The following is a 14,992-nucleotide window of genomic DNA, read 5'->3' on the forward strand; positions in this document are numbered from 1 at the left end:
TGTTAAAAATGAAAAAGAATTGGTTTGCTTTAATAAGTTTAATTTTTTTTAATTTAGTTGTAGTAATGGGATTTGCGATAGCACTATATGCTATTATAGCTAGTTTTTGGATAATTATAGGAGCATTTATTATATCTCCTATCCTTTTAGTGATAGCCAATGTGACACAACTTCAAGATTTCTCTATGTTCCAATCTATTTCAAGTATTTTTCTTTGTGCAATAGGGTTAGGGCTTTTTCCTTTCATGAGAAAATTTACTCGATTAATTATCACCTACTCTGTAAACTACATTAAATATAATAAAAAAATGATATATAGTGTGCCACTATGACAAAATTAGTTATTTTACATGGCTTAGGTCAAAACGAGGATGACTGGGAAAAAGTTGTGGAACATATTGCTGTAAATAGTCAGATTATCCCCCTATTTACAGCAATAAACAAAAATTCGGATGTGACTATTGAAACCATCTATCCCAAAATATCAAAAAAGCTTGACGAAATAACAGAACCTTACTATCTATGTGGGTTATCATTAGGAGGTTTACTGGCACTGATGTATACTTGTAAGTCAACTAATCGTTACTTAAAAGGTATTATTATTGCTAGTGCTATACATAAGCCAATTCCTAAGACAATCAATTTATTCCAATCATTACTTTTTACGATTCTTCCAAAAAAAAATTTCGAAACAATTGGATTGTCTAAAAAACAAATGATTCAACTCACTTCATCTATTAATATTGACTTAACGGAGTCTTTAAAAAGAATTAATCTTCCTTCACTGATACTGTGTGGAGAAAAAGACACTGTTAATTTGAAATATGCTAAACAAATTCACGCACTCATTCCATCTTCTGACTTAAGTATTGTCCCAAATGGAAAACATGAACTAAATAAAAACTCTTACTTAGAGTTATCAAAAGCCATAAACTATTTTATAATTAAAAAAGAAAGCATCTATTAGGATACTTTCCTTTTTAGTTTATCCAACTGGTGCTAACAATACTTTCCCACTTCCTCGGTAAACATTGACAAGTCCTTCACCTGAAACGGCAGATCCCATCAAACTTTTTCCTGAACGCTCAACAGTAAAATCTAAAGAACCACTCCAAGCAATCGCCATATTACCATCTACTTTTAATACATCATCTTGTAATTCGATTTCAATCAATTCTTCATAAGGTGTTGGGGATTCTAAACAAAGAATTCCATTTCCTTTAATGTTTAAATTAAATAGTCCTTCATTCCCTGCAACAGCAGATGAAATATTTGAACGCATGATTGCCTTATGTTTTAATCCTGAGTCACAAGCTAAGAATAAGCCATCATCAAGTACAATTGAATTGTCCCACTGTGATACATCAAGTAATATAATATATTTATACGTTGGTTCAAGCACTAGTAATCCTTTACCTGTATATTCAGGTTTAATCGCAGATTCTTTCGTTACAGCACCTCTCACAGTTTTACTGAAAAGTCGCCTACACCTTTTACACTTGTCGTTACACTGACATCTCCAACTGTCCACTGCATAGCACCAGCTTGTAATGTGATATCTGTTTGTTCCACGTCACAAATCACTTGGCGTTTTCTGACATTCATCTTACTTGAAAAATAGGCTATTTGTGCTTCTTGTGGTGTTAGACTCAATTCTTTAACATATTCTATTACTTTAAAAGTCCCTAACTCATTTTTGACTATAACATCATGATTACCCCAAAAATTTGATACTTTAAACATAACAACACCCCTTTTTTTATTGGTGCTTTAATTGTCATATAAGGCTATAAAACAGAGTACACTATTTTTAGCAAAAGTATAATTTGAGAGGGCTGTTAACTTTATGACAAAATTGATTCTTGCTGTTATCATTCTAGTTCCGTTAATTATTATCTCTTTGACGTTTTCAGGTGCATTAAAACTACTTGGTGCCACCTATTCACATCCTGGTAACTTAATCTTATTTTTTGTTATTTATTTAGTCATTGATTTTTTTATAGATTCCATTTTTCATCTGCTGACTAAAAAAGACTCTATCTTGTTGATGTTTTTTCAAAATGTCATCTCTTTAATGATCACTGATTATTTTGTCGCCTCTGTTTCTCTGCCAGTTCAGACGATTATGTTATTTTCTATTTTTTTAATTCTTTTTGAAAAATCCTTAGATTATATGGAGAAGAATAGTTAGCTTTCTTTATCTAAATAGTTTTTTATTCTTGAACGAATTTCTCCATGTTTTTCTTCTTGATAGGCTGTGTCTGGGTTACGCCAATTTGATTTATCATACAACCATACAGGCATTTTACGTCTTTCCTCTTCTTCCCAATCGTATCTAGGAAAAATATGAGCATGCAGATAGTTATCTGTATTACCTAAAATATCGTAGTTTACTCTAGTAGCGCCACACATACTTAACAAGGCATCTCCTACTATCGACATATCTAATAAAAAAGATTCTCTTTCTTCTAATGACAAATTATTTAATGAATTTACTTCTCTTTTTGGTAATAACACACAATATCCAGGTAAAAACTGAACATCACCAAATACTAAAAAGCCTCCTGTCATCTCTTTTATCAACATTGGATTTGTACCATTTTGCGCAGATTTAATTCGATTTTCTCTCCATGTCATTGTTGATATCTCCTTTTTAATATTTTTTTGTTTCTTTATTGTAATCATAATAACTCGGTTAACCTGATAGTACCATTCTGACACTAATTTTACTTTTTCTTCAGATAAGTTGTCTACTACTCCTATCGGAATAAAATACCCCTTACTTTCAAAATGTCGATAATATAGCAATGTCCCACATTGATTACAGAATACTCTTTCTGCAATATTTTGAGCATTATAAGTTGATAGAAAATCACTTGAAGAAAAATTAGGTTGACAATAAGTATAAAAATATAAGAATCCTGTTCCATCAGTATTTTTTCTACACATTGAACAATGACAAATACTAAAATCTAAATTATCCAGTATCACATTATAGTTAACTTTTCCACATAAACACTGACAATTATATTTCAACTCTTTCAACCATCCTTTTTATTATATACTTACTTTTAATGAATATTTCGGTATACTTATTATATCCTATAAACGAGGTGTCTAATATGACGTATGAAAAAATTGCCAATGATATTATTGAACTAGTGAGTAATGACTACTCAGGTTGCAAAGAATTACCACAAGATGAAGCGAAAAATGACTATTTAGAACGAGTCCCTTCAATCACTTCTGATAAAGATTTTTATTATGCCACAATGGACTTTTTAAAAACCTATCAAGATGCTCATCTGACTTTAATTGAACCAACTATTGATATTCCTAGAGTTAATTTTTTAACACGACGATTTAACGATAAACTTTATATATCCGATTTATTTTCAAAAAATTGTCTATTAAGCATTGGACAAGAAATTATCAAAATTGATAATAAACCTATTTCTGAAGTTGTAAAAGAAAATGAAAGGATTCTAAATCCTATACCCGAAAGACAAAGTTTTACTTACTTATTAGAAAAATCAGAAACGATTACACTATCAAATGGTGACATTCTCAAAACGCCTAAAGAATCAAACATACCACCTAAAGAGAGCACGTATTCTTTTGAGTTGATTAACGAGCAAACTGGCTACATGGTTTTAAGTGATTTTTATGCAGAACAACCTATTTCAGCATTAATTCAGGAAAACAGACAATCACTCGAAACAATTGATTCTTTAATTATTGATGTTCGTATTAATAATGGTGGCAGTGATATGAGTTATTTCCCTTTATTAGACTATTTGTTTAAACAGACTATAAGCCTTGAAGAACTAAGTAATCCAAACGAATTAATGTATTATAATGTAACTAAGAGAAACGATGAATTACGTCAAAAAGCTTTTCAACCTTATTTAGATTCTGAAGAGATAGATGATGTATCCAGACAGTTCATACAATCTGAATTAGACTTCTTTAAAAAACACATTGAAGGAAATCAAACTGGATTTATCCCCTTTACTGATAGTCCTATTCTTGATTACACCATTCATGGAACAAATTTACCATCATCTATTATTGTATTAACAGATGTTTATTGTGGTTCTAGTGGTGATAGCTTTGTCAATTTAGTAAAAAAATCTGATAAGGTTACCACTCTTGGAAGAAATACATTAGGTATTCTTGATTATGCCAATTGCTGTTTCCAAGAATACCCATTATTTAGTCTCATGTACCCCACATCTAAAACTTCTCTTGTAGATGATGGTCTTGGAATGCTAGGTAAAGGTGTGAAACCGGATGTCTATGTTCCTTGGACGCCTAAACATTTAACAGAAGACGTTGATTTACAACAAGCTCTTGAACTGCTTAATAATCAATGCTAGTTTGTAACGCATAGTTTAGTAAAGAATCAACACCATTTAATTTATCTGATAACATTTCTTCCATCATGATATCTGGCTTAATACCAATATTATGGTGGATTTTTCCATTGGGAATTTTAACTCCTTTTGCTGTCACCATAAACGTACCACCTGTTTCAAGAGGTATTAAAGCTGGCTGACCTGTCGATCCAGCTGAATACGTTCCAATAATTCTTGTTTTAGGTCTTTTATAAAAATTCATCACAAAATTTTCAGCTGAAGAATACGTCTGTCTATTCTGAATAATTATTACAGCTTTATCTGATAACTCCCCTCGATTTTTGGGTACTGTTTCTTGATCAATTCCTTCTAAATAATATTGATGAGATAGCGTTTGAGTAAACTCATTATCATCACTTATGTCTTGCTTGTAATAAAGCTGCGTCCCAGAGGCATAACGTTGTGCATCTAACACTTGGTAAAAAGATAACTCGGTTTCAAATGACTCTTTAAAAAAAGCTGAGCAAATATCATTGGCTAATCCTGAATTTCCACCCATATTCCCTCTGACATCAAAAATGATGACCTCTGACTCTTTGTACAACTCCATATATTGGTAAAAAATTGTCACGACATCTTGACTCAAAAAATGCTTAATCGTTATCAAGATTTTATTCTTATCTTTTATGATTGTAATAGCGTCTGTTTCAACTACTAGGTCCTTTTCTACTTTTTCTTCCATCCAAACAATTGTCTCCTTATTTTGAGGAGATAACTCTAATCTATCATTAGAAAAAAAATCTACGGATAATTGATTGGGCTGAAAAAAAGACAAATAGTTTTGATAATAGTAAAGTGATACTACCTCATTACTAAGCCAAAACTTAGAAGTTATTTCTTTTAAAAAGTCTGAAACGGACAATCCATTTATTCTCTTAATAGGTAAATACAAATAATTTTGATAATCATTAGTTGTCTTCACTATAACTAATTGGTTCTCTATCATATCCAAAGCTATAGGATATACTAAATCTTCTTTAAGCTCCTTTGGTAAATAAATCATCGTATGCCCATCATCTAATCTGGCAGTAAATTGACATAATAGATGATAGAAATCAGTAAGCGAATCACTAGATAATGTTTGTTTTATCGTGTCCAGATAAGCTTGTTTCCATTCTTCTAATTTTTTATTTGTCCAATAAGGAAATAAATTTAAAGCTGAATGATAAATAGTTGAAACATCTGCTAGTCTAGTTTCCATGATTTTTCTCCTCATAAAATGCTGACTCTAACAATCTGATTTCCTGTTTCTCGCTATCAACTTGTACACGAACCCCATATGGCAAAACACATCTGGGCGTAGCATGTCCAAAATTAACATTGTAAACTATTGGCAACTCTTTATTATCAATCACTTTAACTAAAGATTGTTTGTATTCTTCATAAAATACTTCGTCTTGTGGTTTACCAAAAATAACACCATTCACCACATCAAATATACCTTTGTCTTTCAGTACTCCCAACATTTTTTCAACTGTTTCTGGTGACTCTTTCACTTCTGATGTTTCAATAAATAAAATCTTTCCTTGCCAAGTCGTTAAATCTGGAAAAATACCGTATCGTTCAATCACGTCTGGTTCATCGCTATTTGTAAATGGTGTTAACATATCATACAAACTATCAATACAACCACCTAACAATTCTCCTTCAAATACCGACTTACCTTGTAGCAATTCATAGCCTTTTGTCTCAACATGGCTTATGCGTTGTTGCCCTAATGCTTTTTTAGAAAAGTCTAGTCGTTCATCATACCAAATTTCACTTGGCTTTATCACTTCATACAGTGGGCTCTCTTCAAAGTAATAACTAAAATAATTTTCAGTATATGACAACATGCTATCACTAATTTCACCTAAATCAGGAATAAAAGCCATCCCATAATAAGTTGTTAAACCAAGATGATAAAACATCAAATGATTAGTCGTGGAATCAGAAAATCCAGTGAATAATTTCGGTTTAGTTTTGACTAAATCCTTAAACTTATCATTCTCCATCAGATAAGGAAGCGTTCGATAGGTATCATCTCCTCCAATCGCACAAATAATCCCTTTGATAGAGTCATCTTCAAAAGCTTGAATCAAATCCTTTGCCCTTTTTTCTGGGTGTTTGTCAACAAAGTCTATCCCTTTTAAAGCATGGGGCATAAACACAACTTCTAACCCACAATCTTCCAATCTCTTTTTCCCTAAAATGAGATTATGTTCAACAAATTCTTCTCCCAGTAATCCTTTTGATAAGCTGACAACTGCAATCTTATCTCCACGTTTTAATCGTCTTGGTTTAATCATATTACTCCTCCTATCACTAGTAACTAATTTTACAAATTATACCATAAAAAAAGACGGTTCTATGATAATACATAAAATAGTCATCAATCATGTTGCAACCACAAAAACGGCTTGTTTAACCTATATAACAACAAATATCTTATTAAATTTAGTTTAAAAATAATGAAAATAGTTATTTTTTTAATTAGAAAAACAGTAAATCTGTTATGATAATAAGAGATTTACATGATTTATTAGAAGGGAGAGTATTGTATGGCCAAAGATAAAAAAATCGTTGCTCCCTTTTTAAAGCCTATTGCTATTTTTAGTATTGCTTTAGGGATAAGTGCAACAACTGCTGTTGTGGACGGTAGTAATTATAAAACCAAAAAAACTGAAACGTCTACAACTGAAACGATAACTCATTCAACTCAAGACAATACAAATACTACAACCAATTACTCGGATACAACTTATAGCTCCGTCCAACAAACTGAACATTCTGTATCTGAACCGCAAGAGAAAACAAAAGACAGTAAACAAAACAAATCAAATCACTCGTCATCAGAAGAAAATACCCATTCCTCTGAAAATCAACCATCAAGTAACACCCAAAATATGGAAGAAAAGACTGAAAATACGGTAACTCCTGATGCACAAAATGCTACGGTGACCCCTAAAACAAATGAGAATAAAACTGTTATGGGGGGGAATAACTAATGGATGCTTTACTAACTTTAATCTTGAGTAATATAACCAAATTCTTAAACTACTTAAATATCAACCCAAGGTTACAAAATAAGATTTTGACTGTTGTTAGTGTTTTTCCAACACTATATATCTTGCGTATTGTAAAAGGATACTTTCAAAACGGAAATTATCTCAGAATGATACTTTACCTACTGATTTTTATTGTTCTAGCTTACTTTATCGTTTTAAACTTTATTTATTATTTTAAAAATCAGAAAGTAAAATGGGATGTCACTAATTTAATTGAAAATATCGTACCGGAAGATGCGACATTTGATGAAACTGTGCAAACAAATTCAACCACTCCAAAAATTCAAGGAAAACTATTAACACTAACTTTAAATAATGATAGCGATCAAGTAATTGATACAGTTGTCCATGAATTATTGGAAAAAAACTATATCACAGCAAAAAAACTCAATGACTATGCTTACGAACTAAATAGCTATACTCTTATTCCTTTCTATAAAATTTCAAAAGGAAAATTGCTGATTGGAAGTAGCTACAAAGATTTAAATGAAGTGGCTAGTATCAAAATAAATGATGATGCTGATTCTTTAGTTCCTCTTGGTGTCTTTGTTAATGGTGGATCTTATGAAAAAGACGGAATTATTTATAAAGAACCTTATACATTAGAACTACGTGTCAAAGATACGGATGAAGCAAAAAACACTACAGAATCAGAAAACGAATCTGTTAAAAAAACACGCATACTCGGTAAACGAAAAAAAAGTCAGAAGAATTAAACTTCTGACTTTTTTATTTACTACTAATCCATATTTACATTATGGAAAATTTGTTGAACATCTTCTAATTCATCTAAAGCATCAATCATTTTTTCAAATTGAGCTAGGTCGTCTTCAGATAATTCGACTTCATTTTGAGCAATCATTTGAATTTCAGCTATGGAAAATTCTGTAATTCCTTTTTCTTTTAATGCTTCTTGAATCGCGTGGAAATCACTTGATTCACCGTAAACGATGATTTGGTCTTCTTCTTCGAACACATCTTTGACTTCGATATCTTTTTCTAATAGATACTCAAAAATTTCTTCCACGTCTTCGCCTTTAAAACCAAAAATCGCTGTGTTGTCAAACATATATGCTACAGCACCTGATACACCCATGTTCCCACCATTTTTACCAAAAGCTGCTCGAACGTCTGCTGCTGTACGGTTAACATTATTTGTTAGTGTATCAACAATCACCATCGAACCATTTGGCCCAAATCCTTCATAGCGTAATTCTGAATAGTTTTCATCGCCGGATCCTTTTGCTTTTTCGATAGCACGATCAATAATATGTTTTGGTACATTGTATGTTTTTGCGCGATCAATAACGAAACGAAGTTTTTGATTAGAGTGCGGATCTGGATCACCTGATTTTGCTGCTGCATAAATTTCAATTCCAAATTTGGCATAAACTTTACTGTTGTTTGCATCTTTAGCTGTTTTCTTAGCTACGATATTAGCCCATTTACGTCCCATTAGTCTCACTTCTCTTTCTTAATGTATTGTTTCAGTTGTAACACAAAAACGTCCTGTTTTATTATACTTGCTTATTAGCATTTCGCAAAGTTTTTTTTCATGATTAATACAATTCATTGATTCTAGTCCGTTTTTCATTTTTTTATCCTTAACACCTTTTAATTAATCTTGATATAAGCTATTCTAAAGTAGTAATAACTGTTCCTTACAGATAGAAAGAGGTTTATATTTTATGAAACATTTTAATACTGTTGATTTTCCATCCATTCATATTCGATTATTAGATGGAGAAAACGAAGCTGATTTAGCCATCTTCAAAGAGTTTTTATTAAGAACAACAGATTACTTCACAGATTATGTTGCTGCTGAACCTACAAAAGAGCAAGTTAAAGAGTTCTTCACATCACTTCCACCAAAAACATCACCATCACAAAAATACATGTATGGGATTTTTGATCGTGATAGATTGATGGGATTTATTGACTGGGTCGAAGACTTTCCACAAAAAGAAACTGGGATGCTTGGTTATTTTGTATTAGAAAGTGAGTATCGTGGTACAGAACTAGCGAAAGAATTATATACAGCCTTAGAAAAAACTGTCTCAGATACTGGTACGAAAACCATAAGATTAACTTTTATCGACGATGATCAACGTGCGAGTCGTTTCTGGGAAAAACAAGGTTATAAAGCTATTTCTACACATGATGGTGACTATGGTAAACAATTAGTCGTTGAAAAAATACTTGGATAATAAAAAAGCGTAAAAATAAGGTTAACTTATTTTTACGCTTTTTTACTTATGATATTTTATATTCACTAACAATTGTTTTGATTTCTTCAAATATTTCTTCCACTTCATCCATATCCTTAGCGTTTGCTCCACTAGCCAATGGGTGACCACCACCATGATGTCGTTTTGCAATACCATTAATCACAGGACCTTTACTTCTCAAGCGAACTCTAAAAAATCCTTCAGGCTGCTCAACAAAAATTGCCCACGATAAAATCCCACGAATCTTTCCTGGTAAAGGAATAATAGCTGGTGTTTCCGAATCAACTACATCAAACTCTTTCAATGCATCCTGTGTTAACAACACCATCGCTGCACCATTTTCATCCGAAACCATATTTTCGTAGATGTATCCTGACAAACGCGAAATTTTTTCATCTACTTCGTCCATATATCGACTTAATCTTGCCGCATCGAAGTCGTATGTTAGTAGTTGACTAGCTACCCATAATGTGTGAGACGTTGTTCCAGGGTATAAAAATCGTCCAGTATCTCCAATAATACCGGCATAAAGTAATCTAGCAGCATTATCTGTCATAACAAGATTTTCTTTGTTTTCTTCATAAAAATCATAAATCAATTCACTTGTACTACTTGCTTGTGTATTTACCCATGATAAATCACCATAAGGCTCATCATCCGGATGATGATCTATTTTAATTAATTTTTTTCCTAAGTAATACTGCTCTCCACTTATTCGTGGAGCATTCGCAGTATCTGTCACAATAACTAAAGCATCTTGATACATCTCATCACTCACATCATCCATCGTGACAAGGTAGTCTAAATCATTCACAGGACCACCAACTAAATAAATGGATTTCTTAGGAAAACTTTCTTTTAATATTTCTCCTAAACCACCTTGTGAGCCTAGTGCATCTGGGTCTGGGCTTTGGTGGCGATGGATCATGATGGTATCATGATGTTTTATTTCTTTTAAAATTTCTTGACTAATAGTCATACTTTTCCTCCTAAACTGGATCCATTAACTGACATACTGCAATCGCTTTTGCAGAAACGATATTATCTTTATATACACTTACTTCAACTTTTCCTGAACGTCTACCAACTTCTATCACTTGAGTTCTGATTTCTATTTCGCTGTCCATTTGGATTAATTTGAAATAATATAAGCTACTTTGCTCAATAACCGAATGAAAATTGTATCGTGATAACATCGTTGAACGAACAACACTTGAAATAATTTGATTTAATACACCAAAAGAGAGCGTTCCTAAATTATTAATCATCTGTGGCGTGACAACAAATGTAAAAATAGCATCTCCTTTTTCAGGCATTTCTTTTTCCACAATCTGGTTAGTAATATGATCCGTCAATTTATGTGCAGCCTGTGGTTGCTTTTGTGCTAATTGAACAGTTCTCATCACATCTTGTCGTGATATAATTCCGACAAGCGTTAGATCATCTTCCACCACAGGAATAATCTCCAAACCATCCCAAATCATTTGATGTCCGATACTTGCTACACTCATATGTGATTTAGCATGTCGTGGATCTTTCGTCATAACTTTTTCAATAGATTGTGTCAGTGATTTATCAGACACGTCTTTTGCTGTTACCATCCCCACTAAGCGATTAGATTTATTTACTACAGGAAAACGTGTGTATCCAGTTTTCTCAACCAATTTAACATAATCCTCAACCGTATCTTTCGTTGTCATATAGCATGTTTCACTTTCAGGCGTTTGAATATCTTCTACCAACACGATATCCTTTTTAATCATCTGATCACTAATAGCACGGTTAATTAGCATTCCAACAGTAAAGGTATCATGAGATGTACGTAAAATAGGCATTTTAACTTCATCTGCTAAGTCTATAATATCTTGACTGACTTCAAATCCACCAGTTAACAGAACAGCTGCACAATTATTTAATGCTAACCGCTGAACACCTTCTCTATCACCAACAATCATTAAAGCTCCTGGCGTAATATAGCGTAACATGCTTTTTTCTGTCATCGCCCCAATAATAAATTTATCTAATGGTTTTTTTAATCCTTTTTTCCCCGCTAATACATCACCATCGATAATTTTAACAATTTCTTTGAAAGTTAGATTTTTTATGTTCTCTTTTGTTTTCGTTTCAATTCTTATCGTTCCAACTCGCTGTATAGTGGATACCAATCCCACATTTTCTGCCTCTTTAATGGCACGATAAGCCGTTCCTTCACTAACGCTTAACATTTTGGCAATGCCTCGAACAGAAATTTTATCTCCTACAGGCAAGGACTCAATATGTGCTAATATTTGATCATGTTTTGTCATGCTCATACGTGTCACCTTATTGCTTTCTTCTTGTTATAGTTAATTTAAAAAATCTGTATTAATACAAATCCTTTTGTAATGTTTATATTCTATCATAAAACACGTTAAAAATACATTTGAATCCTATAACAGAAAACAAATAACTGATTCAAAAAAACCACACGAAAACAATATGTTGTTTTCGTGTGGGGTAGTGTTATTATTCATCATAAGTTACTTGATGGAAGAAATAACTATCAAGTCCTTCTTCTTGTTCTTGCTCAGTTGTTTTAATTCTAGCAATTTTAGAAATAAGAATTAAAATAAGTCGTGTTACTAAGAATGAATAGATTGCAACTAAACATACTCCTAGTACTTGTACCACTAAACCATGTGCTCCATTTGAACTAATTAAAGAATCTGTTGTACCAAAGATTCCTATCAGAATAGTACCAGTAAACCCACCCATACCATGGACTCCCCAAACATCTAATGCATCATCCCAACCTTTTTTCTTACGAAAATCAACTGCTATATTACAAACTATCCCAGCAATAGCCCCAATCACAAATGCACTTGTTGGTGTCACATAACCAGCACAAGGAGTAATGGTTGCTAACCCTGCTACTGACCCAGTTAATATATCAACAAAGTCATAATATCCTTTTTTTACTTTAGCAAAAATAATCCACACTGTTAAAGCTGTAGCCAAAGAAATAAAAGTAGAAACAAATGCGTTAACAGCTTGCGTATCCGCTCTTAATGCTCCACCAGAATTAAATCCAAACCAACCGAACCATAGTAATCCCGTTCCAATCGCTGCTACCATCAAATTATTGTGTTGATTTTTTTGTTTATTGGTTAGCTTTCTTTGCCCTAAAAATAGGATGGTGGCTAGTGACCCAAATCCTGCTGTTGTATGGATAACCGTTCCTCCAGCAAAATCTCTAAAATTATAATGAGATAAAAATCCTCCGCCCCAAACCCAATGACAAATAGGAAAATATATCAATAAATTCCATGCGATTACTAATAATATATACCCTTTCATTGTCATTCTATCTGCAAAAGCTCCTGTCATAAGTGGAACTGTGATGATACAAAACATTAACTGAAATGCAAAAAACATAATAAATGGTATGGTTGCCCCATGTAATAAATTTGATAAAGAACCGACATTTTTCATTAAAAAGAAATCAGCTGGATTTCCAATAATACCACCAATATCAGTACCAAAAGCTAAACCAAAACCACCTAAAATCCACATAATTGTTGTAATACCAACTGACACAAAAGATTGTGACATAATAATTAATACATTATTCTTACGAGATAATCCTCCATAAAAGAAAGCTAACCCTGGGGTCATTAAGCATACTAGAGCTGTACATAGTATGATAAATGCCGTATCTCCTGTATTTATTGAGTGCGTCATAAAAGTAATTCCTCTCTTTCAACTTGATTTATACCAACTAAATCAAATTTGCGCCTTAATCAACTCTTTCACGTAAACAGAATTACTATGCATTAAATTACTAACTAATAGTGATTCTTCTACCTCTCCATCTTTCAATACCAGTAGTTCCTCACAGAAATAAGTCGCTAATTCCAAACTGTGAGTTACAAATACATATTTAAGTTTGTATTCCTTTCTAAGTTCCATCAATAAATCAAGCAATTGATCAACAACTATTAAATCTAAAGAACTAAAGGACTCATCAAAGATTAATACTTGAGTTCTTGATAATAAGCTTCTTGCAATGCAAATGCGTTGAATCTGTCCCCCACTCATTTCAGTGGCTTTTTTATATAATACGTCAGCCGATAATCCAACTTTTTTGAGTATGTTAGTCATCTCATCAAGCATTTTTTTTTCATCAGTTTCATTCATTGTTTCTTTTAATGCTTCATATACGGTAAATCTAGGATTAATTGCTGACCAATAGTCTTGGAAAATCATACTAATTGGATTCTTCTTTTTGGGAGACTGTGTCACGTTTAGTTTAATATCCCCTGAGCTAGGTTTTTCAATTCCTGATAACATCTTGATAAGCGTTGTCTTACCACTACCACTTTCTCCTAAAATAGCAACGCTATCTTTTTTAAATGAGAAACTAATATTTTTTATAATATCTCGCTTTTTTTTGGAAAATAAAAAGCGAGATACCCCATAAGACTTTGATAAGTTTGTTACAACCAACCACTCACCCATTTTTTAACCTCCAAAAGGGTTTACCTATTTTTTCTTTTATTTTTCTAACTTTTCCTATATACGACTGATCATTATTATCTATATCACAAGTTTTTGTTTCTTCTATTTTTTTTCCATCATCTAATACAACCACATAATCACATAGAACATCCATAACAGAGATATCATGAGTAGACAAAATCAATGTTTTACCTACTTCTTTTTTATACGTTAAGAATAAATCAATTACTTTTTTCTTATTAATACTATCCAAAGCACTTGTTGGTTCATCTGCTATAACACATTCAGGGTTTAAAGATAGACAAAGTGCTATAATACATCTTTGTAACATTCCACCTGATAATTGAAATGGGTATTTTGTCAATGCTTCTGTGGATAAATCCATTTTAAAAAATAGGTCTTTTATTCTTTCTTTACCAACTGTCGAATCTATTTGGTTTTCAAGAAAGGTTTCTTCAAATTGTTTACCTATCTTTTCAATGGGATCAAACGCTTGATAAGCATTCTGTGGAATATAGGATAATTTAGGGCTGATAAGTGATATCCCATCCTTGTCTATGATAGTATTCAACTTCTTAACATCTTCATTATCAAAATAATAGGATACTTGCCCATCAATCAAAAAATTAGCTTCGCTTAATCCCACTAATGTTTTCAATAAGGTTGATTTTCCACTTCCACTTGGTCCAAATATACCAGTCACTTCATTTTTATTAATACAAAAACTAATATCATTTAAAAATTTTTTTTCGTCATTGGATTGCACAGTCAAATGGTCAATAGACATAATGTGAGTCATTTT

18 protein-coding genes and 1 pseudogene are annotated in these 14,992 nt (G+C 32.3%); 7 read left to right on the plus strand and 12 right to left on the minus strand.

Annotation, left to right across the window (positions count from 1 at the left end; genetic code table 11):
- Nucleotides 1–8 precede the first annotated feature (8 nt).
- Nucleotides 9–332 carry an HAAS domain-containing protein gene (locus DW196_RS04190; protein ID WP_071457454.1) on the plus strand — a complete coding sequence of 108 codons (324 nt, stop codon included), beginning with the start codon at nt 9–11 and terminating at the stop codon, nt 330–332.
- Nucleotides 329–967, plus strand: coding sequence for an alpha/beta fold hydrolase (locus tag DW196_RS04195; protein WP_118250350.1), 639 nt, complete (start codon nt 329–331; stop codon nt 965–967). The genes DW196_RS04190 and DW196_RS04195 overlap by 4 nt, the downstream gene beginning before the upstream one ends.
- 18 nt (nt 968–985) lie before the next feature.
- Here the strand turns inward: DW196_RS04195 and DW196_RS11545 are convergent, their stop codons facing one another.
- Both DW196_RS11545 and DW196_RS11550 read right to left on the minus strand, forming a co-directional pair.
- A complete protein-coding gene (locus DW196_RS11545) occupies nt 986–1,465 on the minus strand; it encodes an AIM24 family protein (protein WP_233541913.1) in 480 nt (159 codons plus the stop codon).
- On the minus strand, nt 1,462–1,743 hold the full coding sequence (locus DW196_RS11550) for a hypothetical protein (RefSeq protein ID WP_233541914.1): 282 nt from the start codon (nt 1,741–1,743) through the stop codon (nt 1,462–1,464). The genes DW196_RS11545 and DW196_RS11550 overlap by 4 nt, the downstream gene beginning before the upstream one ends.
- 103 nt (nt 1,744–1,846) lie before the next feature.
- Between DW196_RS11550 and DW196_RS04205 the strand changes: the two genes are divergently transcribed.
- On the plus strand, nt 1,847–2,191 hold the full coding sequence (locus DW196_RS04205; protein ID WP_118250352.1) for a YrvL family regulatory protein: 345 nt from the start codon (nt 1,847–1,849) through the stop codon (nt 2,189–2,191).
- Here DW196_RS04205 and DW196_RS11555 read toward each other — a convergent pair.
- Both DW196_RS11555 and DW196_RS11560 read right to left on the minus strand, forming a co-directional pair.
- Complete coding sequence (locus DW196_RS11555) at nt 2,188–2,637, minus strand: HIT family protein (protein WP_233541923.1); 450 nt, start codon at nt 2,635–2,637, stop codon at nt 2,188–2,190. The genes DW196_RS04205 and DW196_RS11555 overlap by 4 nt on opposite strands.
- 78 nt (nt 2,638–2,715) lie before the next feature.
- Nucleotides 2,716–2,991 (minus strand): annotated as a pseudogene (locus tag DW196_RS11560) (GFA family protein); the annotation flags it as partial.
- A 131-nt stretch (nt 2,992–3,122) separates the two neighbouring features.
- Here DW196_RS11560 and DW196_RS04215 point away from each other — a divergent pair.
- Nucleotides 3,123–4,379: a S41 family peptidase gene (locus tag DW196_RS04215; RefSeq protein WP_158563514.1), complete on the plus strand. Its 1,257-nt coding sequence runs from the start codon at nt 3,123–3,125 to the stop codon at nt 4,377–4,379.
- Here the strand turns inward: DW196_RS04215 and DW196_RS04220 are convergent.
- A complete protein-coding gene (locus DW196_RS04220; RefSeq protein ID WP_158563515.1) occupies nt 4,363–5,619 on the minus strand; it encodes a S41 family peptidase in 1,257 nt (418 codons plus the stop codon). The genes DW196_RS04215 and DW196_RS04220 overlap by 17 nt on opposite strands.
- A complete protein-coding gene (locus tag DW196_RS04225; RefSeq protein ID WP_118250356.1) occupies nt 5,609–6,706 on the minus strand; it encodes a S66 peptidase family protein in 1,098 nt (365 codons plus the stop codon). Before DW196_RS04225 ends, DW196_RS04220 begins: the two co-directional genes overlap by 11 nt.
- Nucleotides 6,707–6,958: 252 nt before the next feature.
- Between DW196_RS04225 and DW196_RS04230 the strand changes: the two genes are divergently transcribed.
- Entirely contained in the window at nt 6,959–7,405 is a 447-nt protein-coding gene (locus DW196_RS04230; protein ID WP_071457459.1) for a hypothetical protein, read from the plus strand.
- Nucleotides 7,405–8,181, plus strand: coding sequence for a DUF6681 family protein (locus tag DW196_RS04235; protein ID WP_071457460.1), 777 nt, complete (start codon nt 7,405–7,407; stop codon nt 8,179–8,181). The genes DW196_RS04230 and DW196_RS04235 overlap by 1 nt, the downstream gene beginning before the upstream one ends.
- Before the next feature lie 23 nt (nt 8,182–8,204).
- Here DW196_RS04235 and DW196_RS04240 read toward each other — a convergent pair whose 3' ends face one another.
- Entirely contained in the window at nt 8,205–8,921 is a 717-nt protein-coding gene (locus DW196_RS04240) for a YebC/PmpR family DNA-binding transcriptional regulator (RefSeq protein WP_118250357.1), read from the minus strand.
- A 232-nt stretch (nt 8,922–9,153) separates the two neighbouring features.
- On the opposite strand from DW196_RS04240, the gene DW196_RS04245 reads away from it, so the two are divergent.
- Nucleotides 9,154–9,672 (plus strand): N-acetyltransferase, encoded by a 519-nt coding sequence (locus DW196_RS04245; protein WP_118250358.1) that lies wholly within the window; start codon nt 9,154–9,156, stop codon nt 9,670–9,672.
- A 46-nt stretch (nt 9,673–9,718) separates the two neighbouring features.
- Here the strand turns inward: DW196_RS04245 and DW196_RS04250 are convergent, their stop codons facing one another.
- The 5 genes from DW196_RS04250 to DW196_RS04270 form a co-directional block, all read right to left on the minus strand.
- Nucleotides 9,719–10,672, minus strand: coding sequence for a bifunctional oligoribonuclease/PAP phosphatase NrnA (locus DW196_RS04250; RefSeq protein WP_118250359.1), 954 nt, complete (start codon nt 10,670–10,672; stop codon nt 9,719–9,721).
- 10 nt (nt 10,673–10,682) lie between these two features.
- Nucleotides 10,683–11,999 carry a DRTGG domain-containing protein gene (locus DW196_RS04255; protein WP_118250571.1) on the minus strand — a complete coding sequence of 439 codons (1,317 nt, stop codon included), beginning with the start codon at nt 11,997–11,999 and terminating at the stop codon, nt 10,683–10,685.
- Nucleotides 12,000–12,198: 199 nt separating this feature from the next.
- Entirely contained in the window at nt 12,199–13,413 is a 1,215-nt protein-coding gene (locus DW196_RS04260) for an ammonium transporter (RefSeq protein ID WP_071457464.1), read from the minus strand.
- Nucleotides 13,414–13,455: 42 nt separating this feature from the next.
- Nucleotides 13,456–14,190 (minus strand): ABC transporter ATP-binding protein, encoded by a 735-nt coding sequence (locus tag DW196_RS04265; protein ID WP_071457465.1) that lies wholly within the window; start codon nt 14,188–14,190, stop codon nt 13,456–13,458.
- Complete coding sequence (locus tag DW196_RS04270; protein ID WP_158563516.1) at nt 14,183–14,989, minus strand: dipeptide/oligopeptide/nickel ABC transporter ATP-binding protein; 807 nt, start codon at nt 14,987–14,989, stop codon at nt 14,183–14,185. The genes DW196_RS04265 and DW196_RS04270 overlap by 8 nt, the downstream gene beginning before the upstream one ends.
- Nucleotides 14,990–14,992: the final 3 nt, after the last annotated feature.

Source organism: Vagococcus sp. AM17-17 (genome assembly GCF_003471765.1).
GTDB lineage: Bacteria > Bacillota > Bacilli > Lactobacillales > Vagococcaceae > Vagococcus > Vagococcus teuberi.